The sequence below is a fragment of the Achromobacter anxifer genome (assembly GCF_903652925.1).
GTDB lineage: Bacteria > Pseudomonadota > Gammaproteobacteria > Burkholderiales > Burkholderiaceae_B > Achromobacter > Achromobacter anxifer.
Genome location: NZ_CAHLAR010000013.1, coordinates 46,923 through 71,528, shown reverse-complemented (window position 1 = coordinate 71,528; position 24,606 = coordinate 46,923). Strand labels below are relative to the sequence as shown.

Annotated in this window: 19 protein-coding genes and 1 pseudogene; 10 read left to right on the top strand and 10 right to left on the bottom strand. The window is 68.3% G+C overall.

All coding sequences use genetic code 11. The features are described from left to right. Nucleotides 1-134: 134 nt before the first annotated feature. A pseudogene (locus HWY37_RS29795) lies at nt 135-935 on the bottom strand (AraC family transcriptional regulator). A 164-nt stretch (nt 936-1,099) separates the two neighbouring features. On the opposite strand from HWY37_RS29795, the gene HWY37_RS29790 reads away from it, so the two are divergent. Continuing rightward, nucleotides 1,100-2,344 carry an MFS transporter gene (locus tag HWY37_RS29790; RefSeq protein WP_176090476.1) on the top strand — a complete coding sequence of 415 codons (1,245 nt, stop codon included), beginning with the start codon at nt 1,100-1,102 and terminating at the stop codon, nt 2,342-2,344. Between the two features lie 56 nt (nt 2,345-2,400). Here the strand turns inward: HWY37_RS29790 and pgaD are convergent, their stop codons facing one another. The 4 genes from pgaD to pgaA are packed head-to-tail and all read right to left on the bottom strand — an operon-like array spanning nt 2,401 to nt 8,707. Then, nucleotides 2,401-2,847, bottom strand: coding sequence for a poly-beta-1,6-N-acetyl-D-glucosamine biosynthesis protein PgaD (pgaD, locus tag HWY37_RS29785; RefSeq protein WP_175207279.1), 447 nt, complete (start codon nt 2,845-2,847; stop codon nt 2,401-2,403). Further along, nucleotides 2,844-4,184: a poly-beta-1,6-N-acetyl-D-glucosamine synthase gene (gene pgaC, locus HWY37_RS29780; RefSeq protein ID WP_176090475.1), complete on the bottom strand. Its 1,341-nt coding sequence runs from the start codon at nt 4,182-4,184 to the stop codon at nt 2,844-2,846. Before pgaC ends, pgaD begins: the two co-directional genes overlap by 4 nt. Beyond that, nucleotides 4,181-6,214, bottom strand: coding sequence for a poly-beta-1,6-N-acetyl-D-glucosamine N-deacetylase PgaB (pgaB, locus tag HWY37_RS29775; protein WP_176090474.1), 2,034 nt, complete (start codon nt 6,212-6,214; stop codon nt 4,181-4,183). Before pgaB ends, pgaC begins: the two co-directional genes overlap by 4 nt. A gap of 21 nt (nt 6,215-6,235) precedes the next feature. Next, nucleotides 6,236-8,707: a poly-beta-1,6 N-acetyl-D-glucosamine export porin PgaA gene (gene pgaA / locus HWY37_RS29770; protein WP_176090473.1), complete on the bottom strand. Its 2,472-nt coding sequence runs from the start codon at nt 8,705-8,707 to the stop codon at nt 6,236-6,238. Between the two features lie 548 nt (nt 8,708-9,255). Here pgaA and HWY37_RS29765 point away from each other — a divergent pair. Next, on the top strand, nt 9,256-10,467 hold the full coding sequence (locus tag HWY37_RS29765; RefSeq protein ID WP_176090472.1) for a GGDEF domain-containing protein: 1,212 nt from the start codon (nt 9,256-9,258) through the stop codon (nt 10,465-10,467). Here HWY37_RS29765 and HWY37_RS29760 read toward each other — a convergent pair. The 3 genes from HWY37_RS29760 to HWY37_RS29750 all read right to left on the bottom strand — a co-directional run bounded on the left by HWY37_RS29760 (nt 10,457) and on the right by HWY37_RS29750 (nt 15,544). Further along, entirely contained in the window at nt 10,457-12,373 is a 1,917-nt protein-coding gene (locus HWY37_RS29760; protein WP_175207284.1) for a S9 family peptidase, read from the bottom strand. The two genes, HWY37_RS29765 and HWY37_RS29760, sit on opposite strands and share 11 nt — an antisense overlap. A gap of 106 nt (nt 12,374-12,479) precedes the next feature. Then, a complete protein-coding gene (locus tag HWY37_RS29755; RefSeq protein WP_176090471.1) occupies nt 12,480-13,445 on the bottom strand; it encodes a Bug family tripartite tricarboxylate transporter substrate binding protein in 966 nt (321 codons plus the stop codon). Between the two features lie 26 nt (nt 13,446-13,471). Then, a complete protein-coding gene (locus tag HWY37_RS29750; RefSeq protein ID WP_176090470.1) occupies nt 13,472-15,544 on the bottom strand; it encodes a metallophosphoesterase in 2,073 nt (690 codons plus the stop codon). Between the two features lie 108 nt (nt 15,545-15,652). Here HWY37_RS29750 and HWY37_RS29745 point away from each other — a divergent pair, with 108 nt between their 5' ends. Together HWY37_RS29745 and HWY37_RS29740 are read left to right on the top strand one after the other, a co-directional pair. Then, complete coding sequence (locus tag HWY37_RS29745) at nt 15,653-16,468, top strand: IclR family transcriptional regulator (RefSeq protein ID WP_176090469.1); 816 nt, start codon at nt 15,653-15,655, stop codon at nt 16,466-16,468. A 67-nt stretch (nt 16,469-16,535) separates the two neighbouring features. Next, nucleotides 16,536-16,991 carry a BPTD_2524 family lipoprotein gene (locus HWY37_RS29740; protein ID WP_175207288.1) on the top strand — a complete coding sequence of 152 codons (456 nt, stop codon included), beginning with the start codon at nt 16,536-16,538 and terminating at the stop codon, nt 16,989-16,991. 32 nt (nt 16,992-17,023) lie between these two features. Here the strand turns inward: HWY37_RS29740 and HWY37_RS29735 are convergent, their stop codons facing one another. Continuing rightward, a complete protein-coding gene (locus HWY37_RS29735) occupies nt 17,024-17,446 on the bottom strand; it encodes a PaaI family thioesterase (RefSeq protein ID WP_175207289.1) in 423 nt (140 codons plus the stop codon). 105 nt (nt 17,447-17,551) lie between these two features. Between HWY37_RS29735 and dinB the strand changes: the two genes are divergently transcribed. Further along, nucleotides 17,552-18,631 carry a DNA polymerase IV gene (gene dinB / locus HWY37_RS29730; protein WP_175207290.1) on the top strand — a complete coding sequence of 360 codons (1,080 nt, stop codon included), beginning with the start codon at nt 17,552-17,554 and terminating at the stop codon, nt 18,629-18,631. Nucleotides 18,632-18,793: 162 nt separating this feature from the next. Here the strand turns inward: dinB and HWY37_RS29725 are convergent, their stop codons facing one another. Continuing rightward, nucleotides 18,794-19,255 carry a GatB/YqeY domain-containing protein gene (locus HWY37_RS29725; protein WP_176090468.1) on the bottom strand — a complete coding sequence of 154 codons (462 nt, stop codon included), beginning with the start codon at nt 19,253-19,255 and terminating at the stop codon, nt 18,794-18,796. Nucleotides 19,256-19,408: 153 nt separating this feature from the next. On the opposite strand from HWY37_RS29725, the gene hmpA reads away from it, so the two are divergent. From hmpA to HWY37_RS29700, 5 genes are all read left to right on the top strand, one after another. Next, nucleotides 19,409-20,626, top strand: a complete 1,218-nt coding sequence (gene hmpA, locus HWY37_RS29720) for an NO-inducible flavohemoprotein (RefSeq protein WP_176090467.1) — start codon at nt 19,409-19,411, stop codon at nt 20,624-20,626. Between the two features lie 62 nt (nt 20,627-20,688). Continuing rightward, complete coding sequence (locus tag HWY37_RS29715) at nt 20,689-21,126, top strand: Rrf2 family transcriptional regulator (RefSeq protein ID WP_176090466.1); 438 nt, start codon at nt 20,689-20,691, stop codon at nt 21,124-21,126. A gap of 106 nt (nt 21,127-21,232) precedes the next feature. After that, nucleotides 21,233-22,483, top strand: coding sequence for a D-amino acid dehydrogenase (locus HWY37_RS29710; protein WP_176090465.1), 1,251 nt, complete (start codon nt 21,233-21,235; stop codon nt 22,481-22,483). Nucleotides 22,484-22,627: 144 nt separating this feature from the next. Further along, nucleotides 22,628-23,530, top strand: a complete 903-nt coding sequence (locus HWY37_RS29705; RefSeq protein WP_176090464.1) for a DMT family transporter — start codon at nt 22,628-22,630, stop codon at nt 23,528-23,530. An 86-nt stretch (nt 23,531-23,616) separates the two neighbouring features. After that, nucleotides 23,617-24,576 (top strand): proline dehydrogenase family protein, encoded by a 960-nt coding sequence (locus HWY37_RS29700; protein ID WP_176090463.1) that lies wholly within the window; start codon nt 23,617-23,619, stop codon nt 24,574-24,576. Nucleotides 24,577-24,606 lie beyond the last annotated feature (30 nt).

Genomic DNA, 24,606 nt, shown 5'->3' with positions numbered 1-24,606 from the left:
GGCAGCGCGGACGCCGGGAAAATACAGGGACAGGTTCTAGCATACGCCGGGCGCGGGTTTGTTGCGGCAGCGCAGCGCGGGGGCGCCCTGAAATGTATTGCGCGCCGTGACAAACGGCAAGTCCGGTTGCAGAGTCAGTGGGCGGTCAGGTAGCGCTGGGGAGGCACGCCCAGGGCGCGGTGGAACATGGCCGAGAAGGCGCTGGCGCTGCGATAGCCCAGATCCGAGGCGATGCGCGCGACCGGCACGCCCTGCGACAGCCGGCACACCGCGTCCGCCAGCCGAACCTGCTGCACCCATTGCCGGTAGTTCAGCCCCAGCTCCGCCTGGAACAGCCGGATCAGCGTGCGGGCGCTGGCGCCGACCTCGTCGCCCCAGTCCTCGATGCCGCGCTGCAGCCCGGGATCGTCCAGGATAGCCGTGCAGATGGTCTGCAGGCGGCGGTCGCGCGGTCAGGGAATCTGCAGCGGCGCGACGCGGGCGGCGGCCAGCTCGGACAGCAGCAGGGCGGCGATCTGCTCGGCCCGGCCGCCGAGCGGGTAGTCGATGGGTTCGGCGGTCAGCGCCAGGATCAGTTCGCGCAGCAGGCCACTCACTTCCACCACCTGGCATTGCGGCCAGTAGTCGCGGGCCGCCTGGGCCTGCAGGTAGAGCGAGCGCATCGACACGGCGCCCACCATGTCCACGCCATGCGGCACGCCCGCCGGCACCCACAGCGCGCGCAGCGGCGGCAGGGCCCACAGGCCGCTGGGCGTGGTGACGCGCATGACGCCTTCGACCGCGTACACCAGTTGCGCGCGCGGATGGGAATGGGTGCCGGTCCGGGAGCCCGCCGGAAACTCCTTGGCCATGGCCGTCACCGCGCGCGGGCGGTCCTGGTAGTCCTGCGCGTCGATGCTGCGGGCGGGGTCGGGCAAAGGCAGTCGGGCGGGCATGCTTGTCACTTCCGGCTTAAGGATGAGGAGGGCGTCTCAAGCGCCATGCTTCTATTTTGTCACTTTGGCGATGGAAATTGGCAGATCGGTCCCGGCCCGGATTCCTACACTGTCCACAGCTCCCGGCGCGGTGCCGGGTCCGTCCATTTCCGCGTCCGCCATCCATGACTTCCGCCCAGAACCCAGCCGCCGGCATCGCCGACGCGAACCCGGCTCCACCCGCCGCCGCCTCCTCGGATCCGTCCACCGCCTTCAAGGTGCTGGGCGCGATCAGCGTGGCGCACCTGATGAACGACATGATCCAGTCGATCCTGCTGGCCATCTATCCCATGCTGCGGGAGTCGTTCAGCCTGTCGTTCGCGCAGATCGGCCTGATCACGCTGGTGTACCAGCTGGCGGCCTCGTTGCTGCAACCGTTCATCGGCTTCTACACGGACCGCAACCCCAAGCCGTACTCGCTGCCGGTGGGCATGGGCTTCACCCTGGTGGGCCTGCTGATCCTGTCGATGGCGCCGTCCTTCGGTTGGCTGCTGGTGGCCGCCGTGCTGGTGGGCACGGGTTCGTCGGTGTTCCACCCCGAATCATCGCGCGTGGCGCGCATGGCGTCCGGCGGGCGCCACGGCCTGGCGCAGTCGCTGTTCCAGGTGGGCGGCAACGTCGGCTCGGCCCTGGGGCCGCTGTTGGCCGCGTTGTTCATCATTCCGCACGGCCAGCGCAGCGTGGCGTGGTTTTCGCTGGCGGCGCTGTTCGGCATCGTGGTGCTGACCGGCATCGGCCGCTGGTACAGCGCAAACCGCGTCCGCCTCAAGCCGCGCGCGCGGCGCGAGGGGGCCGGCAACGGGCTGTCGCGCAACCAGGTGCTGGGCGCGCTGGCGGTGCTGGGCGTGCTGGTGTTCTCCAAGTATTTCTACCTGGCCAGCCTGAACAGCTACTTCACGTTCTACCTGATCGACAAGTTCGCGCTGTCGGTGCGCGAGGCCCAGCTCTACCTGTTCCTGTTCCTGGCCGCCGTGGCGGTGGGCACGGTGGTGGGCGGTCCGATAGGCGACCGAGTCGGACGCAAGATCGTCATCTGGGTGTCGATCCTGGGCGTGGCGCCGTTCACGCTGCTGCTGCCCTACGCCAACCTGCTCTGGACCGGCGTGCTGGTGGTGATCATCGGCATGGTGCTGGCCTCCGCATTCTCGGCCATCGTGGTCTATGCGCAGGAGCTGGTGCCGGGCAAGGTGGGGATGATTGCCGGGCTGTTCTTCGGCTTCGCCTTCGGCATGGGCGGCGTGGGCGCCGCTGCGCTCGGCAAGCTGGCGGACGCCACCAGCATCGGCTACGTGTACCAGGTCTGCGCCTACCTGCCCCTGCTGGGCGTGGTGGCTATCCTGCTGCCGAACGTGGAGAAGGCGCGCCGCTGAGCGCGGCGCCAGGCCGGCGACCCCACGCGGGTCCCGGCCTTTCCGCCCTGCGGGCGTCAGCCCGCCTGCACCGCGCTCAGCAGCGGGCGGCCCATCTCGATGCCGGTGATTTCACCGGCCGCGCCGTGATGGATGACGCAGGTGCGGGCCGATCTCACCTGCGCCAGCTGCGCCGGCGTGATCGCGAAGCTCGCCGCCACGCGGCGGTCGCCCACTGGCTTGATCGGCTTGCGGCGGTCCTTGCCGCCGAAGCGGCGGTGGTTGTAGATAGCCCAGGCCACCAGCACGCCGGCGTTGACCAGCGCCAGCAGGGCGTAGCCCCACAGCGTGTGCACGGTGGGCAGGAACACGGGTAGCAGCGAGGCTTCCGGCCCGCCCGCCGCGGCGCGCAGGATGGCCAGGATGCCCGCGCCAAACAGGTAGACGAAGGCGAACCAGCCGATGGCGGTCAGGATGAGGTCGAACAGATAGCCTGCGCGGGAACGTTGCGTGGTGATGATCATGACGATGCCTCCGGCGATTTGATGCCCCGGTCCGGGCTGGTCCAGCGCGCGCGCCGGGCCTGCTTGCGGAGCATGACCTTGGGGAAGCTGACCAGGGTGGTGAACAGGCTCACCATCCAGAAGGCCAGCGGATACCAGATGACCCAGTACAAGGCGCGCGCCAGGCCCGGCTCGTAGCGGCGGTCGATCAGGATGCTGACGACGAATTGCAGCAGGCAGACCACCGCCAGCATCATGCCGGTGAAGGCCGGCGGCATCAGGCTGGCGATCTGCATGTTGTTGGGCAGGGCGACGACCTGGCTGATCGCCCAGAGCAGCACCGACACGCCGAAGGCGAAGGCCCAGGCGGTGGACAGGCAGAACTCCGCCATCAGCGGCCACAGCCGGCGGTGGCGCCAGATCCAGATCGAACGCAGGTTCTTCAGGAAGACTTCGGCGCCCCCCTGGGCCCAGCGCAGGCGCTGCTTCCACAGCCCGCGCAGGGTTTCGGGCATCAGGATCCAGCACAGGCCGCGCGGCTCGTAGAAGATCGACCAGTGGTCGCGCTGCAGCTTCCAGCTGATGTCGATGTCCTCGGTGATCATGTCCAGGCTCCAGTAGCCCACGCGGTCCAGCGCCACGCGCCGGAACGCGGCGACGACGCCGGACACCGTGAACACCTGGCCGTAGACGCGCTGGGTGCGCTTGATCAGGCCGATGATGGAAGAGAACTCGCCGACCTGGATCCGTCCGATCATGGTGGAGCGGGTGCGGATGCGCGGGTTGCCGGTAACGGCGCCCACGCGCGGGTTGTCGATCAGCGGAGCCACCAGGTAGGCGGCCGCGTTCGGATCCAGCATCGCGTCGCCGTCGATGCAGACCAGGTACTCGCTGCGCGCCGCCATGGCGCCCATGCGCAGCGCCATGGCCTTGCCCTGGTTCTGCGCCAGGTGCACCACGCGCAGCCGCGGATGGGCGGCGGCCATGCGGTCCAGCATGTCGGCGGTGCCGTCGCTGGAGCCGTCGTTGATGGCGATGACCTCGATATGCGGATAGTTCTGGCCCAGCGCGGCCAGCAGGGTCTCTTCGCCGTTGTCGGCCTCGTTGTAGCAGGGCACCAGGATGGATACCAGCGGATTGCCGGCCAGGACCGGCGGCTGGCTGTCCTTGCCCCATTTCCAGTGCCGTTCCCAATGCCACCAGAAATAGATGCCGCCGGCCATCCACATGCCGGACATGAACAGGGGGTAGAAGAACACGAAGCCCAGGAGCGCCTCGCCAGTCAGCATCAGGGTGAAGCCGAAGGGCGCGCCAAGCACCGCGCAGAGAATCAGCAGGGCAATCAGTCGGTCTATCATTTGATCGGGTACCAGGCTTCGGAGATGGCGGGCCGGATGCCTTGCAACCGGGGCTGGTCTTGCGAGAAATCGTCGGGGTAGTAGCCGAAGCTGCGCGAGCCGCGCAGTTGCAGCCGCTTCATCCAGCCGGCCAGCACGGCGGTGTCGACGGGCGTGACCTCTGGGCGGCCGGGGCCGGTGCGCCAGTCGCGGGCCTGCAGTTCGAAGACGGTCTTGTCCAGCGCCCCGGGGCGCTTGGCGACGGCGTCGACCAGCCTGTCCAGCCAGGCGTTTTCGCGGCCGGCCGGCACGTTCTCCATCAGCGGCATCGCCATCGGCGCGGTCCAGTCATAGGCGCCGAGGAAGTCGTCCAGGTTCTGCGCGAACCAGGTCTCGCTGCCGGGATTCAGGATCGGCTCGGCAAAGATGTTGCGGGCCGTCTTGATCTGCGGGCCGCGCACCGCCCGCACCCGCTGCGTGAGTTCGGCGGTGAAGTCCACCAGGGCGCGGCTCTTGTAGCGGGTCCAGCGCTGCAGGGTGTCGGGATCCGCGCGCAGCTCGGCGATGCTGCCGGGCAGGCCCGCGGCCCGGTAGGCGGCCAGCGCGCCGGGGCTGGCGTCCTCGAAGTCCGACAGCAGCGCGTCGTCATGGAACAGGATGCCGTCGAAAATCGCGTAGCGCGACAGGTCTTCGTACAGGTCGCCGATGCGCGCGCGCACCGTGGCGTCGAACGGCGACAGGCGGAGGTACTGGTCGGGATCCGGCGCCGGCTGCGCCTGGCCTTCCTGCCAGCGCGTGACGCGCGGCAGGGCAGGGTCCAGGTCGAACGACAAGACCGGCATCCAGGCGTAGACCATCACGTTGGCGCGGTTGTGCAACTGCCAGGCCGCGCGGTTGAACAGGTCGGCGCGCATGGGCAGCCAGCGGTTGGGAAAGTAGACCGACTTCACCAGCCCATCGCCCACGGGGTCCGAATAGGCCTGCAGGAACACGGTGTTGATCTGCATGTCCAGGATGCGCTGCACCAGCGCGCCCAGGTTGCGGTCGGTCTGCGCCGGGTCCGGGTCGTAGACGTAGTCCAGGTCCACGTGCGCCACGCGCATGAAAGGCTGGGTCTCCATGCCGACCACGCTGTTGGCGAAGGGCTTGAGCGCCGGGTCGCTGGACAGCAGCAGGCGCGGCGTGGACATCAGGCGGCCGACGCGGCCGGGGCCGTCCTCCAGCGTCAGGGCGAGCTTGTAGCCATGCTCGGCGGTGATGCGCAGGGTGGAGCCGCCTTCCGCGCCATACGGCCAGACCCACACGCGTGGCTTCTTGCCGGTGACGCGCTGGATCTTTTCGGTGATGGCGGCGACGTCGCGGCCCATGCGCGCGTTGAACTCCGCCTCGGTCTCGTAGCTGCGGGTCTGCGCGTTGTAGGCGCGGATGGCGGCGGCAGGCTCGGTATTGCCTTGCGGGTTGGCCAGCGCGCCGTAGTGGGATGCGTCGGTGTGGGCGGCGATCTCCACCAGCCCGGAGCGCGAGATCTCGCGGATCTCGTCCCAGTTCAGGAAGCGCTTGCGGTCCTCGGGGCTGCCGCCGAAGTCCACGCGCTGGTTGGCTGGCGTGTCCATCCAGGTGCCGACCGGCGCCAGCAGCGCGGGCCATTGATAGGCTTTGAGGATCGGCAGCACGCGGGTGTAGAAGCTGCGGTAGCCGTCGTCGAAGGACAGCAGCACGGCGCGTTCGGGCAGCGGCTTGCCGCCCTGGCGCGCGGCCAGGATCTGGTCCACGGTCACGGCCTGGTAGCCGTTGGCGCGCAGCCAGGCCAGCTGTTCGGCCAAGCGGTCGGTGCGCACGCTGAGAAAGCCCTGGTCGGGGTCCTCGTCTTCCACGTCGTGGTAGGCCAGGGCCAGGAAATTGCCGGGAACCCAGGGTTGCTCGGCGGGAGCGACGGGGCGTTGCTGCGGCGGCACATAGACCGGGATGTCCTTGGCGCAGGCGGTCAGCGCCAGGATCGCAAGCAGCAGCAGGCCGGCAAGAATCAAGCGGGTATGAGTTTTAAGCATCATGACGGTTACTCGGTGCCGGGGTCAGAAGCGGTAGGTCAGGTCGAACACGATGCGCAGTTCGCGCTCGCGTTCGCCGTCGTACGGGCGGCTGGTGCCGGTGATCATGGCGCCCATGTCCAGGACGTCGTTGGCGCGGTAGCGCTGGCCGTAGCCCAGGGCGATGACGCCGCCGGTGCCATAGCCCTGCTGGCTGTACGTGCCCGCGCCCAGGGTGCCGATCTGCTCCCAGGCGGTTTCGTAGCGGCGGTACAGGGTGTGCGTCAGGCGCACGCCGGGCAGCAGCATCAGGTCCGAGCGCGGATTGAAGTAGGGCACGTTGCTGTCGTGGCTGTTGCGCTGTGTCGACGCTTCGAACTGCAGGTCGGCCAGCAGATGCGGCGCGGTATAGACGCGCTCGCGTCCGGCCAGGCCCAGCTCCCAGCGGTTGTTGCCGTCGCTGAAATGCGAGGGCGACAACGACAGCGTCCATTCGCGCCGCTCGTCGGCGCGCCAGCGCACGTAGGCCGACATGCTGTTGGAGTAGATGCCGCTGGCCAGGGCGCGCAGCGGGGTTTCGCGCGACATGATTTCGCCCGAGCCGCCCACCTGCCAGTGGTCGTCCAGGTCGTAGGCGGCTGACAGACGGGCGCCGGGCTTCACGCCGTGGCCATAGTCGTGGGTGGAGACTTCGCCCTCGACGGTGAGGTCGCGGCCGCGCCATTCCACGCCCGTGCGCACCCAGCGGTAGTTGCCCCGGCCTTCCTGGAAATCGCCGGAGGCGTAGCCGCCGCCGCCGAAGACCCGCCAGTTGTAGTCCAGTGGCGCGGAGTAGAGCACCGCGTCGATGCCGAAGTCGCCGCTGCCGTTGACCGGGCTGTCGGAAGCCAGTCCGCGGTAGCCGTTGATGCGCAGCTCGGCCTTGTTGTGCACTTCCCATTCGCGCGCCAGGCGACGGGTGGTCAGGTTCTCGGGCGAGCGCGCCAGGGTGTCCTGCGACAGCGCCTCGGCCTGGCGCCACTCCTGCAGGTCCAGGGCGGTGAAGCCCTGGCCGTTCTCCACGCCCAAGCTGCGCGGGGCCAGCGTTTCGGCCATCTTCAGCTCGGTTTCGGAGGCGCGGGGCTGGGAGCGGGCGCGGTAGACGGTCGCCAGGTCGCTGCGCAGGCCCGAGTTGTTGGGCGCGTTGGCCACCATTTCCTCCAGGCGCTGCTGGGCGACGACGGTGTCGTTCGCCTGCAGGCTGGCGGCGGCCAGGGTCTGGCGGCTTTCCAGGTGCAGGTCGTTGGGCATGCGCACGGCCTGACCCTTGTAGTAGAGCCAGGGGGCGTAGCCTGCCTGGACCTCGTCGGTGACGGCGCCGGTCTCGTTGAACTGCTCGCCTTCCGCCAGGGAGTAGTACAGGCCGGTTTCGGTCGCCAGGCGCTGGTCGGCATCGTCGCCGCGCAGCGCATCGTTGGCCGCGACCTGGCGATAGATGTCGCGGGCGCGCTCGGGCTGGCGCATGTACAGATAGGCCGAGGCCACGTCGTTCAGCGCATAGCGCGGCACCGTCACGCCTTCGGCCTGCAGGGCTTCGTATTCGCGCACCAGGTCAGCCATGCGCACCCGCGCGTGCAGGGCGTGCAGGCGGTCGATGCGAGCGCGCAGCGCGTCGGCGCGGGCATCTTCCTGCTGTTGCCAGGCGGGGATCAGCTCGTCGTAGCGGGCGAGCGCGCGGTCGGCCAGCACGAATCGCTCGGCCTCCGAACGCGTGGGCATGGCCGCCAGCCGCACCTGCTGGGCCAGCGCGTCGGCCTCGAAGCCTCGCATCTGGCCGGCGCTGAACAGGTCCTGGTGACGCCGCGCCAGCTCCAGCGCCACGTCGGCCATGCGCGCGCGTTGCAGCGCGTAGATGTATTCGCGCATCACGTAGGCCGTGTCGGGCGCAGCGGCCAGGGCCAGGTCGGCCTGATGCAGCGCTTCGTAGGGCTCGCCCTGGCGCGCATGGACGTAGCTCAGGGCCAGCAGGGCGTCGACATCGCGCGGCTGCCGCTTGAGCCACTGCGCGGCCGCCTCGCGGGCCTGCGGATAGCGGCCGGCATCGGCCAGCGTCATGATCTCGCCGGCGCGGAAGGCGGATTGCGCCGGATAGCGGCGCGCCCTGGCCTGGTAGGCGGCCAGGGCCTCGGGCCAGCGCTGCAGGTCGCGGTAAGCGCGCGCCACGGACAGCTGGATGTCGGCCGGCAGCGCCGCGCCGCGAGGCAGCTGCTCGTAGGCGGCGACGGCCTCGTCGGGCTTGCCCGCCCAACCGGCAATGATGATGTGGTCGTAGACGGCGCGGTTGCCGCCGGCGGCTCCCTTCTGACGCAGCATGGCCAGCGCGGGCTCATAGTCGCCCGCGCGCGCTCGCTGGATCAGGGCGTCGTAGTCGTCGCCGGGGCCGGCCAGGGCCAGGGCGGGAGCCAGGACGGCACAGGCCGCCAGCAGGCTCAGTCTTGTTCCAATGACGCCCGGGGGCGTCGATCCTCTGTTTTGCATCTGTATGACTTCCGCAGTTGCGACTCGGGGGCGTTCCTGCTCCGGCCGCCAGCAGACGCGCCTTTTCTCGAGGCGAGCCGAAGCGGGACGCGCGACGCAAAGGCGTCGGCGACAGGGGAAGGAACATTTGGTTAGGACTGCGCGGCGCCCGCTGCGGGGACCTTCGCACTCGCGCTATGGGAGTGCATGGCTAGTACGCGCCACGCCCGTGGGGCGTGATTGCGGCGCTCTTACGGCGTCGTCAACGGTCGCAATTATAAGTGTGTTAACTATCAGTTAACTGTCAATTAGTGCAAAGGGGTGTGGCGAAAGGCCAGCCTTGGCGTATTCTTCGTCGCTTGCCGCGCAATCGTCTTGGCGCGGGCAGTAAAGGTTCAGGGCGAAACGGCGTGCGGCGATGGACGGGCGCTAGCTATGCGGGTCTGTCGCCTGACGAGTAACAAAAAACGTCAGGAATGCTGAGATGTAACGCCTCCGGGCGTGTGAACCCAGTGCAACGGCAATGACAAGCGACGGCACGGCGCCTGCGGGGCGCGAGCCGAAATACCATGACGACTTCTCTTTTCTTTCTGATGTGGGGTCTGGCGACGGCTCTGGCGCTGCCATTGCTGGCGCCATTCCGCGCCCGCGACGTGGGCGGCATCCGGGCGTTCACCGCGGGCAACGCGCTGGCCGTGTTGTCGCTGCTGTCCTATGCGGCCGCGCAGGCGCTACCGCCCGGCGTCTACGTGATGGTGTCCAACGCCGCCTGGGTCTGCGCGGTCAGCCTGGTCTATATCGGCGTGCGGCAATTCTTTGGCCTGCGCCCGCTGGCGCGGCGCACGGCGGCCTTCGGCGCGCTCTGCATCGCCGCGTTCGCGCTGATGCTGTACGTGACGGACGACCTGCTGGGGCGGATGCTGCTGTTTTCCGCCTATACCGTCGCGGCCATGGTGGCGACGGGCCTGGTGTTCCACCGCGAGCGCAAGCGGATCCAGACGCGCGGCGTGATGCTGTACCTGATGCTGGCAAGCTTCGGCCTGGCCGCGCTGCACGCCCTGCGTCTGATCGTCTACACCGCGGGCGGGCAGGCGCCTTCGTCGCTGTTGGATCCGACCCCGTGGGGACTGTTCTTCATCGTCTGTGGGACCGTGACCGTGCCGGGGCTGTTCCTGGCGCTGCTGCTGCTGATCCAGACCAGCCTCTCCGAACGGATGGAGGCCGCTCTGACCTTCGACGGTCTGACGCGCGCCTATTCGCGCCGCAGCATCCTGGACGAACTCGAGCGCGAGCTGCAGCGCTGCAAGCGTGCCGGCGGCAAGCTGGCGGTGCTGGTGCTGGACATCGACCATTTCAAGTCCATCAACGACCGCTATGGCCATGCCGCGGGCGACGCCGCGTTGCGCCATTTCTCCGACGTGGTGCAACGGGCGGTGAGGGCCAGCGACCGCTTCGGCCGGCTGGGCGGCGAGGAGTTCGTGCTGCTGATGTACGACTGCGATCCGGCCCGCGCGCTGGTGCAGGCGCAGCGCGTCTGCGATGCCCTGCGCGATACGCCGTTCCACCTGCAGGGCCGTGAAGTGCGGATGACCACCAGCGGCGGCCTGGCGTCGTATCAGTCGGGAGACAGCGCGGACGGCATCCTGGCCCGCGCCGACGATGCCCTGTACCGCGCCAAGGAACACGGGCGCGACCGCGTGGAGATGGCCTGGATCGGGCGCGCCGCGGGCCGCGCGCAGGAGCGCGGCCCGGTGCTGGCGGAGGAGAAGGCTAGGGCTTGAGGTGTTCCTTCAGGAACTTCTCCATGGCTTCGTAGAACTCGAACTTGTTCTCGTCGTTGTGGAAGCCGTGGCCCTCGTTGTCCTTGACCATGTATTCGACCTCGACGCCGCGCGCGCGCAGCGCCTTGACCATCTGGTCGCTCTCGTCCTTGTTGACGCGCGGATCCTTGGCGCCCTGGGCCACGAACAGCGGCGTCTTGATCTTGTCCGCATGCAGCGCGGGCGAGGTCGCGGCCAGGCGTTCGCGGTCGCGCACGGGGTCGCCGACCATGTCCTGCATCTTGTCCAGCATGGGCTTCCAGTAGGGCGGAATCGACTTCATGAAGGTGAACAGGTTGGACACCCCCACGTAGTCCACCGCGGCCGCGTAGAGGTCGGGCGTGAACGTCACGCCGGCCAGCGTGGCATAGCCGCCGTAGCTGGCGCCGTAGATGCCGATGCGCTTGGGGTCGGCGATGCCCTGGCCGATCAGCCACTGGACGCCGTCGGTGATGTCGTCCTGCATCTTCAGGCCCCACTGGCCGAAGCTGGCTTCCCAGAAGGCGCGGCCGTAGCCGGTGGAGCCGCGGAAGTTCATCTGCAGCACGCAGTAGCCGCGGTTGGCCAGGAACTGCACCTCGGGGTTGTAGCCCCAGCCGTCGCGCGCCCAGGGGCCGCCGTGCGGATTGACAATGCAAGGCAGGTTCTTGGGATCGCGGCCGGCGGGCAGCGTCAGGTAGCCATGCACGGTCAGGCCGTCGCGCGTCTGGTAGCTGATGGGCTGCACGCGCGACATGTCGGCTTCGGGAATGGCCGGGTTGATGTCGGCCAGCTTGCTCAGCGTGTCGGCAGTGGCGTCGTAGATGTAGCGCGAGCCCGGCGTGCGGTCGTTGTAGGCGGCGACGATGAACTTGTCTTCATTGCGGTTGGAGCCCTGGATGGCGAAGTCGTAGCCGGCGAGCTTGGCCGACAGCTTCTTGAAGAGGGTCTCGGTCTGCGCGTCGAAGAACTTGTACTGCGGCCTGTCGGTCTGGTAGGCGGCCACCGTCAGCACGCGGCGCTTGCGCGAATATCCCGCCGAGTCCAGGTCGACCGTGTCGGGAGTGAAGATCTCTTCCTCGGCCTCGGGCTTGGCGGGGTCGATGACCACCAGCGACAGCTTGTCGCGTCCGCGGTTGGACAGGGCGTAGAACTTCTTGTCGTCGAAGGTGAAGAACGCCGGGCTCACGCTGGTGCGGTAGTCGGTGGTGACCAGCGGGCGGAACTCGGACGATTCGTCGTCGCGGTAGAGCAGGGTGGTGTTCAGGCCGTCGCTGGCGACGGCGGCGCGCACCTTGCCGGCGTGGTCGGTCTGCCAGCCGACGATATTGCCCGGGTTCTGCGCCACCAGCACCGCGTCGCCCGTATGGACGTTGACGCGGTAGACGTCGAAGACCTCGGGGTTGCGCTGGTTGTGGCTGATGAGAACGTGGTCGGGATCGTCTTCCAGGTCGTCCTCGATGCCGGCGCGCACGCCTTCATAGGGCGTCAGGTCGGTGATCTTGCCGGTCTTGGCGTTCACGGCCAGCACGTGGAAGTTCTCGTCGCCGCCGAAGTCTTTCTGATAGAGCACCACGTCGGCGCCCTTCCAGAAGAAGTTGCTGATGTCGCGGGCGCTCTCGCTGGTCAGCTGGCGCGGCGCGCCCACCGGCGTGCTGCCTTGCAGCGGCTGCACATAGATGTTCATGCGGGCCGGCTTGCCGTCCACGCTGGTGGGCTGCATGAAACCCAGGGTCTGGCCGTCGTCGGCCAGGCGGAAAAAGCCCCGTTCGGGGTTGCGGAAGAAATCCTTGAGGGGGTAGGCGCGCGGCGGTTGCGCGGCGCTGGCGCCTAGCGATGCGCCGACGATGCCGGCGGCCAGGACGGTGCGCGTGAGGAATGAGAACAAGGGAGGACCTCCGAGGTTGCCGCGGCCGCCGCTTGGGGCGGGCCGCCAGGTGGTCCGTCGATAATGCCATAGCGGCGCTGGCGGTGTCGAACCGCCCGCGCCGCGCCTACTGGGGCTCCAGTCCGGTGGCTTTGACGATGGCGGCGTACTTGGCCATTTCCGCGCCGATGTAGGCCTTGAATTCCTGCGGCGGCTTGTAGGCGACGGCCAGGCCCTGGCCCTGCAGCTTGTCTTTCACTTCGGCGCTTTGCAGCGCCTGGGCCGTGTCCCTGGAAATGCGGTCCACCAGCGCGGGCGGCATGCCGGCGGGGCCGAACAGGCCGAACCAGTTGGAAATGTCGAAGTCGTCCAGTCCCACCTCCTGCGCCGTCGGCGTCGATGGCAGGATGTCCTGACGCCGCGGCCCGGCGATGAACAGCGGGTGCAGCTTGCCGGCGCCGATCTGGCCGATGATGGCCGGCGCGGTGGCGAAGAAGATGTCGATCTGTCCGCCCACCAGGTCGGCCACGGCCAGGCCCGTGCCGCGATAGGGCACGTGCGTCAGGTTCATGCCGGAGCGCACGCGCAGCAGTTCGCCCGCCAGGTGCTGCTGGCCGCCCGTGCCAGGCGAGCCGTAGACCAGCGGGGCCTGCGCGCCCAGGCGCTTGAGGTCGGCATAGGTGGTGGCGGGCAGCTTGGGGCCGCTGACCAGCACCAGCGGCGCGTCGGCGACCAGGGCAATGGGCTGCAGGTCCTTCAAGGGGTCGTAGCGCATCTGCTTGTAGACCAGCTTGTTGATGGAGACCTCCGGCGTATAGGCCAGCAGCAGGGTGTAGCCGTCGGGCTTGGCGTTGACGACCTGCTCGGCGCCTATCATGCCGCCGGCCCCGGACTTGTTCTCCACGATGACCTGCTGCCCCCAATTGGCCGTCAGCTTGGCCGCCAGGATGCGCGCGATGACGTCGGTGGCGCCGCCCGGCGTATAGGCGACGATGAGGCGCACGGGCTTGTCGGGATAGGTCTGCGCCTGGGCGTGGAAGGGCAGGCAGGCGGCGGCCAGCAGGCCCGCGAGTTTCATGGCGTATCGAAGCATGGAGGACTCCTGTGCAGTGGCTGGGGTCAGCCGCGGTGGATGAGCAGCAGCGCCTGTTCGGGCAGATGCTGGCGGGCGTAGTCCGTCCAGCCGTCGCGTCCCTCCAGGACGCGCTGGGCGGGCAAATCAATGACCCGTTTGAAGGCGCCGGCCTCGACCTGGCGCCGCAGCGCCGCGGCGGGTCCGTAGGCGAGTTCGTAGGTCTGGCCGCCAGACTGGTAGCGGCTCAGGCGCGCGCCGGCTTCGCCTGCGATGCGCTCGATCGATCCGGAGCCCGTCTCGCGGCCTTCGAACAGCGCGTTCAGCGCCGCCAGCGCCAGCCCCGCCGGCCGCGGGTCGTAACGGCGGTCGATCAGACCGTTGCGCGGGAAGTAGCCGCGGTCCACGTCCATGTAGGTGTCGAAGGAATAGCTGACCGCGTTGGTGGTCCGGGCCGCCAGGCAGGCTTCGGCGACCAGCGCAGCGATCGCGGTGTCGTCGCTGTTCGCCGCGGCCAGGCGGTCGGCCAGCTTCACGCCCACGTTCACGCTCACGCCCCAATCCCGCGCCCGCATGGCCAGCAGCTGGTGCGTGGCGACGAGGTCCGCGCCCCAGTCCAGGCGCACCGTGATGCCGTCCAGGTTTTTCTGCGCGAAGTGCGGCAGCAAGGCGGATTGCGCCGTCTCCAGTTCGGCGGCGCGCAGCCCGGTGTTGACGAAGTGGCTGTAGTGCTTGCCGTCGTAATGGGCGTCGTCGTCGCCGGTGCGGATCTTGCAATAGATGAGCCGGGCGTCCGTGTGTTCGCGCAGGCCCCGCAGCGCCGCGCCCGCTTCCTGCAGGGCCTGCGCATTCAGGTTGATCTCGATGGCGGCGATGTTCACGCCATGTTGGCGCGCCTGCGCCAGCATCTGCGCACCGGGCAGGCCCAGCGAGGTCAGCACGAAACGATGGCCGACGTCCGACATCAGGCGGGCGCGGCGCAGCGTCTGCTCGTCGCGCAGGTCCTGGACCGGGATCTTGAGGGTGCGCAGCCCCATCTCCCACATGGACATCAGCGGGTAGTCGTTGCGCGCGAGCTTGCGGCCGAACTCCTGCACGCCGCCGGTGCAGGGGATCTCGACGATCTCGGCCCAGGGGTGGCGCATTTCCACCGCGATCCCGTCGCAGGCGGAGGTCTTGGTGTGGACGGTGGGCAGCGTGCGCGCCGCCGGCTCGCCGCTTTCGGCTTCGCGGCGCATGGCGCCGTGCGTGCGGATCAGCTTGGCCACGTGTCCCTGTTCATGGACGTCGACGATGAAGTAGCCGAATTTCTCGACGTCGCCGCGGCCGAACTCGTCGGCCGGCGGCACGCGGTAGAACTCGGAAAAGTCGTGCCGCAGGAACGCGGTCGACGGCAGCATGTAGATCTCCGCCTGGCCGATGACGTCGTACCAGAAGTTGTGGACGTGGCCGGCGAACACGGCCTCCACGCGGGGATCGGCCAGGCGCGACAGCAGCCAGCCGCGGCCGGGTTCGTCGATGTTGTCGTAGGAGCCGCGTTCCCCGGCGTCATGCAGATAGGGCGGGTAGTGCAGCGACACGAACACGCGGCCGGGGGCGCCGGCCAGCTGTTCGTCGATCCAGGCGCGTTGCGCGGCATCGGCTGCCAGGCCCGAATTGAACAGCAGCGAGTTCAGGAACAGGAAGCGGGCGCCGCCATGGTCCACCGCGTAATAGTCCGGGCCGAATACCTGGCGGTACTTGTCCAGGTAGTCGTCGCAGACGATGTCCGCCGGCATCCAGTCGATGCGCTTGTCGCCGACGTCATGGTTGCCGGGCACCAGATGCAACGGCATGTCGATCTGGCCGGCGATGGCCTTGAAGCGGTCGGCGGCCTCGTCGAACGACGGCATGCTCGGCACCGGGTGGACGATGTCGCCCAGGTGGATGGCGAAGGCGGGGGCCGGATCGAGCCGGGCGATGTCGGCGAAGACGTGGCGCGCCCGGGCGTTGGCGCGGGCGTTGGTGGCGAAGGGCGAGGCGCAGCTGTCTTCGGATTCATTGACATGCGTGTCGGCCACGACCGCGAAGCTGAAAAGGCGGGCGCCGAGAGGCTGGCGCGAAAAGCGTTGATTCGTCATGGGAGGTTCTTTTAATTTCAATAAATGGAATTCATATGTTTATAGTGAACGGAATGTTTGTATTTCGGGCGGCGATATACTGTCAATGCTCCGAATCCTTAGGCCGCCATGCACTCAAAAACGCCGCTTCACTACGAACTCGAATCCCGCGCCTCGCTGGAAGCGCACCCGCGATTCGCCTCCACGCTTTCCAACGGGCTGGACGTGCTCAAGTGTTTTTCCGCCGCCGAACCGCAGCTGGGCAACAAGGAAATCTCCGAAATGCTCGGCCTGACGCGCCCGACGGTGTCGCGGCTGACGTTTACGCTGGTGGGGCTGGGTTATCTGCGGCGCGACGAACGCACCGGCAAGTACTCGCTGGGGCCGGCCGTGCTGACGCTGGGCTACCCCCTGCTGGTGCACCTGACGCTGCGGCAGCTGGCGGCGCATGACATGGTCGAACTGGCCCGTTACGCCAAGGGACCGGTATCCATGGCCATCCGCGACCGGCTGCAGGTGGTCTACGTGGAAACGGTGCACGACGGCGCGTCGAACGCGTCGCGCCCGGACATCGGCTCAGCCCGTCCTCTGCTGCGCACCGCCACCGGGCGCGCGCTGCTGTATGCGCAGACGCCGGACGAACGCGAGCTGATCTGCGGCCGCCTGGCCGAGGAACTGCCTGAGGAATGGGAGCGTTTCGGCCCGTCGCTGCAGCCGGCGTTCGACGCCATCGCCGAGCACGGCTTCTGCGTGGTCAGCAAGGATTGGCGCGCCGAACTGTGCGGCATCGCCGTGCCGATGCGCTACCGCTCCAATGACCTGCCGCTGGCTTTCAACGTGACGATCCCGGCGGACAACCTGGATGAAAAGCACGTCTACGAGACGCTGGGCCCGCGCCTGCGTACCCTGGTCAAGAACCTGGAATACCGCATCGGAATCATGTGAGCGTCCAGGCGCTTATCGCGCGCCACGGATATGCGGGATAATCGCGGGCATTGATCTGGAGATACACATGTACAGCAAACTGGTTGCGGCTTCGGCGCTGGCCCTGGGGTTGGCGGGCTGCTCGCTGGGCATTTCGTCCGGCAGCTCGTCGCCGCACAGCGAATTCAAGGCCCCGGTGAGCTTCAAGGATGCCTACGACACGGCGATCCGGCAGGCCAATTACTGCCTGCGCAGCACCGACAACGCCTACCGCGTGGTGGCCAACCTGAATGAAAGCGCCCAGTCCGGCGTGGTGCAGGTGCTGGCGCCCTATAGCGACAACGAAATGACGCGCGTCGATCTGAAGGCGAACGGACCCAAATCCACCGATGTGCGCATCGTGGTGTGGGGCAAGGGCACCTGGGACGCGGCCGCGATGCGCGCGATGCAGGATGCCGTCTATTACGGCCTGGTGTCGTGCAGCAGCTACATGCCGCTGGATCCGCGTCCGCCGGTCAAGCCGTCGCGCGACCTGCCCAACTGAGGCGCGGGCGCCGGACTGGCGCCCTGGCCGGATCAGTCGCTGCCCGGACGGCGGCGGATGATCTTGAACGTGGCGGTGGCGCGCGCCACCAGCTCGCCGTCGGCGCGCCGGACTTCGCCCTCGCAGAAGGCGATGGAAGCGCCGCGGCGCAGGCAGCGCGCCTCGATCACCAGGTCGCCCGTGCCGGGCGACAGGAACGACGTGTTCATGTCGATGGTGGCCATGCCCTCCTGGCCGTCGGCCGAGCCGCGGGCGGCGGCGCTGAGCGTGAAGTCCAGCACGCTCATCAGCGTGCCGCCATGCACGTCGCCGCGGCTGTTGGTCAGGTCGGCGCGCCAGGGCAGGGTGGTGCGGGCATAGGCCGGCGCGATGCTTTCGGGCACCAGGCCGATGAAATGCATGAAGGGAATGGTCAGGCCGAAGTAGTCGGTTTGGGCGGGAGCGGAGGCAGTCATGGACCGTTGCGGGCAGGAATGAAAAGTCGGTTGTCGGCGGTCATAATATAGGTTTTGCCACGGGGCTTCTTACCGTGAATGGCCGCAGGATGATCTTTCCCCGCCATGATTGAATTACGCAAGATCGTGCATGTGGACATGGACGCGTTCTACGCGTCCGTCGAACAGCGCGACAACCCGGATTTGCGCGGCAAACCGGTAGTCGTGGCCTGGACCGGGCCGCGCTCCGTGGTGTGCGCCGCCTCCTACGAGGCGCGGCGCTTCGGCATCCATTCGGCCATGTCCGCGGCCCGGGCCGAACGCCTGTGCCCGCACGCGATCTACATTCCGCCGGATTTCAACCGCTACCGCGAGGTCTCGCGCCAGGTCAGGCAGATCTTCGCCCGCCACACGGACATGATCGAGCCCTTGTCGCTGGACGAGGCCTATCTCGACGTCACCGTCAACAAGCTGGGCTTGCCGTCGGCCACCGAGGTCGCGCAGGTGATCCGGCAGCAGATCCGCGAGGAAACCGGGCTGACGGCGTCGGCCGGCGTCGCGCCCAACAAGTTCCTGGCCAAGATCGCGTCCGACTGGAACAAGCCGGACGGCCTGTTCGTGGTCCGGCCCGCCAAGGTGCTGGCCTTTCTTGAGCCCCTGCCGGTGCGCAAGGTGCCGGGCGTGGGCAAGGTGACGCAGGCGCGCCTGGAGCAGCTGGGCATCCACACCGTGGGCGACCTGGCCACGCACAGCGCCCAGGAGCTGGAGCACTACTTCGGCCGTTACGGCCGGCGGCTGTACGAGCTGGCGCGCGGCATCGACGAGCGCGAGGTGCAGACCGACCAGCCCTTGCAGCAGGTGTCGTCCGAAACCACGTTCTCGCGCGACGTCCGCCTGGACTCGGTAGGAGAGGCGCTGGACCGCATGGCGGAAAAGGTGTGGGACCAGGCGTTGAAAAAAGGCGCGCTGGGCCGCACCGTCGTGCTCAAGCTGAAAACAGACCGTTTCCGCATCCTGACCCGCAGCCAGACCAGCCTGAATCCGCCCGGATCGGCGGCGGAACTGGCCGCCGTCGCCCGCCTGTTGTGCGAGCGCGTGGACCTGCCGACGGAGACCTTGTACCGGTTGGCGGGGGTGGGGATGAGCAACTTCGCCGACCCGCAGGAACAGACGCGCCAGCCCGATCTGTTCGGGGGAGCATTCTGAGCGGAATGGGAGGGCTGGGGGCTGCGCCGGCCCCCGGCCGGGAAAGCGGCAGGGGCGGGCTGGGGCCGGATGCGGCCTGGACTCAGGTCCGGCCGTAGGTAGGCCCGGTCAAGAACAGGCCCGGCCAGGAGTCGACCCGGCCCGGATCAGGCCTGAATCAGATCAGGCCAAGCGCGACTTCACTTGCTGGGACAGCGCCGTCATGTCGGCGCGGCCGGCCAAGGCCTGCTTGAGCAGGGCCATGACCTTGCCCATGGCGGGCGCGCCGGTCACGCCCTGGGCGGCCACTTCGGCCAGCGCGGCGTCGATGGCGGCCGAGACTTCCTCGGGCGTCGCGGCCTGCGGCAGGAACTCCTGCAGCACGACCAGTTCGGCCTTTTCCTGTGCGGCGGTTTCGGTGCGGCCGGCCTGTTCAAACGCGGCGATGGACTCGCGGCGCTGTTTGACCTGCTTTTCGATGATGGCCGTGATCTCGGCGTCGCTCAGGTCGCGGCGTTCGTCGACTTCCTTCTGCTTGACGGCGGCCAGCAGGAAGCGCAGCGTGGCCAGGCGCTCGGCGGCCTTGGCGCGCATCGCGTCCTTGACGGAATCGGAGAGACGGGTCTTGAGCGTAGCAGTGCTCATCGGTAAACCTTTGTGGTGGGTGTTGCGGCAAACAAGCAGTTTAAACCGGCGGCGCGCAGGCGCGCGCCATCTCGTTTTGTAGGGCCGCTTTAAAGATGTATTATAAATGCATGTTTAATCGCGGCCCCCAGGTCGCGCCACAAGGAGCAGTAGATGTTGAGTCCCCAAATCCGCACCCTGGTCAAGGGCACGGCCCCCGTTCTCAAGACGCATGGCGTCGCGCTGACCAAGCATTTCTATGCCCGCATGTTCCAGCACAACCCCGAGCTCAAGCATGTCTTCAATCAGGGCCACCAGGCGGGCGGCGAGCAGCAGCAGGCGCTGGCCGGCGCGGTGGCGGCCTATGCCGAGCACATCGACGATCCCTCGGTGCTGATGCCGGTCGTGACGCGCATCGTGCACAAGCACGTCAGCCTGGGCATCCGGCCCGAGCATTACCAGATCGTGGGCAAGCATCTGCTGGCTTCCATCAAGGAAGTGCTGGGTGAGGCCGCCACCGACGAGCTGGTGGACGCCTGGGCCGCGGCCTATGGCCAGCTGGCCGATCTGCTGATTGCGGAAGAGGCGCGCCTGTACGCCGAGTCGGCCGCCAAGCCGGGCGGCTGGACGGGCTGGCGCGCGTTCCGCGTGGTCGGCAAGCAGCGCGAAAGCGCCGAGATCACGTCGTTCTACCTGGCGCCGGCCGACGGCGGCGCGGTGCCGGCCTACCGGCCCGGCCAGTACGTGTCGGTGCGCGTGTTCGTGCCCGAGTTGGGCCTGATGCAGCCGCGCCAATACAGCTTGTCCGACGCGCCGGGCCAGGACCGCCTGCGCATCTCCGTCAAGCGCGAGGCGGGCGGCGCCGATACGCCGGCCGGCCGCGTGTCCAACGCGCTTCACGACCGCCTGGAAGAGGGCGGGGTGATCGACGTGGCGCCGCCCCAGGGCGACTTCCATCTGCGCGAGGAAGGCAATGCGCCGGTGGTGTTGCTGAGCGGCGGCGTGGGCCTGACGCCCATGGTGTCCATCCTGAACCATCTGGTGGGCCTGAACGACGAACGCCAGATCCGCTTCGTGCACGGCTGCCGCAACAGCTCGGTCCATGCCATGAAGGAGCACGTCAACAGCATCGCCGCTGAACGCGGGAACGTGCGCAAGGCGGTGTTCTACGAGGAGATCGGCCATGCCGACCAGCCCGGGCGCGACTACGACCATGCCGGCCGGGTCGACCTGCTGGCCATCCGCGACCAGGTCATCGTGCCCGACGCGGATTACTACCTGTGCGGCCCGGCGGGCTTCATGCGCGCGCAGCGCGCCGCGCTGACCGGCCTGGGCGTGCCGGACGAGCGCATCCACGCCGAGGCGTTCGGCAGCGGCGGCGCGCCCGCCTGAGCGGTGTATCCTGGCGGCCTGAGCTCTCGGGCCGCCAGCCGCCCATCCCTTTCGTCCCCGCCATGCAACTGACCCGATTCACCGATTTCGGCCTGCGCGTGCTGATGTACCTGACGCAATGCCGCGACCGGCCCGCCGCCGTCACCATCCCGGAGATCGCCGACCGCTTCAGCGTGTCGCGCAATCATCTGGTGAAAGTGGTGCACTTCATGGCGCAGCAGGGCTGGGTCAGCACCACGCGGGGCAAAGGGGGCGGCCTGCGCCTGTCGAAGCCTGCCGCCAGCTACAAGCTGGGCGACCTGATCCGGGAACTGGAGCAGCAAGGGCCCCTGATCGATTGCCGTGAGCCGCCCTGTGCGCTGGACGGCTCGTGCCGGCTGTCCGGCGTGCTGGCGCAGACCCTGCAGGCCTTCTACGAGGCGCTCAACGGCTATACGCTGGCCGATCTGGTGCGCGATCCCACGGCCGCCGCCATCATCAAGCTGCACCGCGCCGCCTGAGGCGGGGCATGATGTTTTGTTATGGATCCTGCGGAGTTTGGCATTTGCCGGACCGCCCGGGCGCGTCCCAGAATAGTGCGAATTCCCTGTCTTTCTGGATCTAAGTATGCGGGTTTGCGTAATCGGCGCCGGTGTCGTGGGCGTCACGTCGGCCTATTTCCTGGCGCGCCAGGGTCACGACGTGGTGCTGGTGGACAGCCAGGCGCGTCCAGCCGAAGTGTCCAGCTATGCCAACGGCGGCCAACTCAGCTATAGCTATGTGGCGCCGCTGGCCGGCCCCGGCGTGCTGCCCAGCGTGCCGGGCTGGCTGCTGCGCGAGGATTCCCCGCTGCGCTTCCGGCCCCGGCTGGATCCGCACCAATGGCGCTGGTGCCTGCAATTCGCGCTGGCCTGCCGGGCCTCGGTGGCCAAGGCTTCCACTGCTGAACTGTCCAGCCTGTCCTATCTCAGCCGCGACGTGATGCACTCGCTGCTGGAACAGGAAGACCTGGATTTTGGCCACCTGAAGAACGGCAAGCTCATCGCCTACCGTAGTCCCGCGTTGCTGGACAAGGCGCGCGAACTGGTGGCATACCAGGCCTCCCACGGCGCCGAGCAGCAGGTGCTGGACGCGGCGCAGACCCTGGCGCTGGAGCCCGCGCTGGCGGGCATGGGCGGCAGCCTGGCGGGCGCCATCTACACCCCCAGCGAAGAGGCGGGCGATTGCCGCCAGTTCACCGAGGCGCTGTTCGACCGCCTGCAGACCATGGCCAATGTGCAGTGCGCCATGTCCAATCCGGTCTCGGGCCTGCAGCGCGAAGGCCGCCGCGTCGTCGCCGTGAATACGCGCGACGGCGACATCGGCGCCGACGCCATCGTGCTGGCGACCGGCATCGGCACCCGCGCGCTGCTCAAGCCGCTGGGCCATGACGTGCCGCTATATCCCTTGAAGGGCTACAGCCTGAGCGTGCCGCTGGAGGAAGACGACGATTCGGTGGCGCCGCGCATCAGCGTGACGGATTACGAGCGGCGCATTGTTTATGCCCGCGTGGGTGGCGTGCTGCGGATCGCGGCCATGGTTGACATCGGCAGCGCCGACGCCGAGATCGACACCGCGCGCATCGGGCTGCTCAAGCGCCAGGTGCACGAAGCCTTCCCGGCGCTGGACCTGCGCCAGGCCATCCCGTGGGCCGGCCTGCGTCCGGCCACGCCTACCGGCAAGCCTCTGATCGGCCGCAGCCATGCCGCCGACAATCTGTGGCTCAACATCGGGCAGGGCGCGCTGGGCTTCACCATGGCCTGCGGCAGCGCCGCGCTGCTGACGGCCCAGATGGGCGGGCTGGAATTGCCGCTGGATCCCGCGCCGTTCCGGCCCTGACGCCGGAATGTCCATTTCGCGATAGTGCCTGTCTTTCCGTCGGCAGACGGACTGAAAAGGGCTCAATAGGATAGCGAGACTCCCGCCGCGCCGCCCCAAGGGCGCGGCGCGGCGGGAGGCCCCTTCATCCTCCGAGCGCAAATCATGTCCTACCTGTTCCCGTTGTTCGCCATCCTGTTCTGGGCGGGCAACGTCATCGTGTCCAAGATGGCCGCCAGCGCCATCTCACCCACCGCCATCACCTTTTACCGGCTGGTGCTGGCGCTGTTCCTGATGGGCCTGTTCACCGCCGGCCCCGCCTGGCGCAACCGCAAGACTATCCTGCGCCACTGGCCCAAGCTGGCGTTGTACGGCGCCTTGTCGTCGGCGGTGTTCCAGGCGTTGTCGTACCGCGCCGCCGAAACCACCACGGCCACCAACATGGCCATCCTGACCGCGCTGATTCCCTTGCTGAGCATGCTGCTCAGCGTGGTCATCCTGCGCGATCCCCTGACCCTGGGCATGGCCGCCGGCGGCGCGCTGTCGTTCCTGGGCCTGCTGTACCTGGTGGGCCAGGGCGACATGCTGAGCGTGTTCCAGCAGGGCATCCACGTCGGCGACGGCCTGATGCTGCTGGCCGCCTTGTCGTATGCGCTGTACGGCGTGCTGCTGCGTCACTGGAAGGTGCCGCTGCCGGCCTGGCAGTCCACCTTCGTGCAATCGATCTTCGCGCTGCTTTACATGCTGCCGCTGTACCTGCGCGTGCCGGCGGCGCAGGCCGCGCTGGACATGAAGACGGTGCCGCTGATCCTGTACGCGGGCATCTTCTCGTCGGTGCTGCTGTCGTTCCTGTGGATCGAAGGCGTGCAGCGCCTGGGGCCGAACCGCTGCAGCATCTTCATCAACCTGCTGCCGCTGTTCACCGCGCTGGCCGCCTTCGTCATGCTGCGCGAGCAACTGCACCTGTACCACCTGCTGGGCGGCGCGGTGACGCTGGCCGGCGTGCTGTTGGCGCAGACGGTACAGCGCCCGCTGTTCAACCGCGCCCGCGGTCTGGCGCTGGACTGAGGCCGGCGCCCCGGCCGCGTTCACTGGCGTTCAAGACGGGCGTCGGCCGCGACGGCACAGTGGCTCTCTTTGCAAGGGAGAGAGCCATGAGCATGTTCCAGAGAACCGCCATCGCGTTGGCGCGCAGCCCGGGCGTGGGCCGGGCGATGCGGGCCATGGCGGCCCGCACTTCGTTGGCGGCCCGCTTCGTCGGCGGCGCCGACGTGGACGCGGCGGTCCGCACCGCGGCCAGGCTGCGCGAGGCGCACGGCATCCGCGCATCCCTGTTCTACCTGGGCGAATACGTGGACGACCCAGAGGCCATCGAACTCAACGTGGCCCAGGCGCTCGGCGCCTGCCGGGCGCTGGAGCATGCCGGGCTGGACGTGCACGTCTCGGTCGATCCCACCGCCATCGGCTATATGCGCGACGACGCGCTGGGCCGCGACAATGCCCGGCGCATCGCCCTGGCGGCGCGCCGGACGGTCGGGCTGGGGCGCGACTGGATGGTGCTGGACATGGAGGATTCCTCCATCTGCGACCGCACCTGCGCCTTGCTCCGCGAGCTGCTGCAAGCCGGCTTGCCGGCGGGCCTGACCTTGCAGGCGCAGCGGCGCCGCACGCCGCAGGACCTGGTCTGGGCAATCTGCCAGCGCACCTCGCTGCGGCTGGTCAAGGGCGCGTTCCCGGAGCGTGCGCTGGATCATGCCGGCCGCGCGCGCATCGACCAGGCCTACCTGGACGCGGCCTCCATCATGCTGTCGCGCGAGGCCCTGGAGTCCGGATTTCAGCCCGTCTTTGGCACCCATGACGACCGCCTGGCGGGCGCCATCCTGGAGCTGGCGCGGGAGCGCGGCTGGCCGCCGGAGGCCTTCGAATTCGAAATGCTCTATGGCGTGCGTCCCGACTGGCAGCTGGCGTTGCGGCGTTTGGGCTATAACGTCAGGGTCTATCTGCCCTTCGGTGGCGACTGGTGGCCTTACGCCGTCCGCCGCGTGGGCGAGAATCCCCGCAACGCGTGGCTGCTGGCGCGCACGCTGACATCGGACGAAAGCTACTTCGGCTAGGGCCTTTCCGTACGTCCTGGCCATGACCTG

What these genes read in the sequence shown, in the direction of transcription:
- HWY37_RS29790 (WP_176090476.1), top strand. Translation starts at nt 1,100, where the DNA reads ATGACTTCCGCCCAGAACCCAGCCGCCGGCATCGCCGACGCGAACCCG.
- pgaD (WP_175207279.1), bottom strand. Translation starts at nt 2,847, where the DNA reads ATGATCATCACCACGCAACGTTCCCGCGCAGGCTATCTGTTCGACCTC.
- pgaC (WP_176090475.1), bottom strand. Translation starts at nt 4,184, where the DNA reads ATGATAGACCGACTGATTGCCCTGCTGATTCTCTGCGCGGTGCTTGGC.
- pgaB (WP_176090474.1), bottom strand. Translation starts at nt 6,214, where the DNA reads ATGATGCTTAAAACTCATACCCGCTTGATTCTTGCCGGCCTGCTGCTG.
- pgaA (WP_176090473.1), bottom strand. Translation starts at nt 8,707, where the DNA reads ATGCAAAACAGAGGATCGACGCCCCCGGGCGTCATTGGAACAAGACTG.
- HWY37_RS29765 (WP_176090472.1), top strand. Translation starts at nt 9,256, where the DNA reads ATGACGACTTCTCTTTTCTTTCTGATGTGGGGTCTGGCGACGGCTCTG.
- HWY37_RS29755 (WP_176090471.1), bottom strand. Translation starts at nt 13,445, where the DNA reads ATGCTTCGATACGCCATGAAACTCGCGGGCCTGCTGGCCGCCGCCTGC.
- HWY37_RS29750 (WP_176090470.1), bottom strand. Translation starts at nt 15,544, where the DNA reads ATGACGAATCAACGCTTTTCGCGCCAGCCTCTCGGCGCCCGCCTTTTC.
- HWY37_RS29745 (WP_176090469.1), top strand. Translation starts at nt 15,653, where the DNA reads ATGCACTCAAAAACGCCGCTTCACTACGAACTCGAATCCCGCGCCTCG.
- HWY37_RS29740 (WP_175207288.1), top strand. Translation starts at nt 16,536, where the DNA reads ATGTACAGCAAACTGGTTGCGGCTTCGGCGCTGGCCCTGGGGTTGGCG.
- HWY37_RS29735 (WP_175207289.1), bottom strand. Translation starts at nt 17,446, where the DNA reads ATGACTGCCTCCGCTCCCGCCCAAACCGACTACTTCGGCCTGACCATT.
- dinB (WP_175207290.1), top strand. Translation starts at nt 17,552, where the DNA reads ATGATTGAATTACGCAAGATCGTGCATGTGGACATGGACGCGTTCTAC.
- HWY37_RS29725 (WP_176090468.1), bottom strand. Translation starts at nt 19,255, where the DNA reads ATGAGCACTGCTACGCTCAAGACCCGTCTCTCCGATTCCGTCAAGGAC.
- hmpA (WP_176090467.1), top strand. Translation starts at nt 19,409, where the DNA reads ATGTTGAGTCCCCAAATCCGCACCCTGGTCAAGGGCACGGCCCCCGTT.
- HWY37_RS29715 (WP_176090466.1), top strand. Translation starts at nt 20,689, where the DNA reads ATGCAACTGACCCGATTCACCGATTTCGGCCTGCGCGTGCTGATGTAC.
- HWY37_RS29710 (WP_176090465.1), top strand. Translation starts at nt 21,233, where the DNA reads ATGCGGGTTTGCGTAATCGGCGCCGGTGTCGTGGGCGTCACGTCGGCC.
- HWY37_RS29705 (WP_176090464.1), top strand. Translation starts at nt 22,628, where the DNA reads ATGTCCTACCTGTTCCCGTTGTTCGCCATCCTGTTCTGGGCGGGCAAC.
- HWY37_RS29700 (WP_176090463.1), top strand. Translation starts at nt 23,617, where the DNA reads ATGAGCATGTTCCAGAGAACCGCCATCGCGTTGGCGCGCAGCCCGGGC.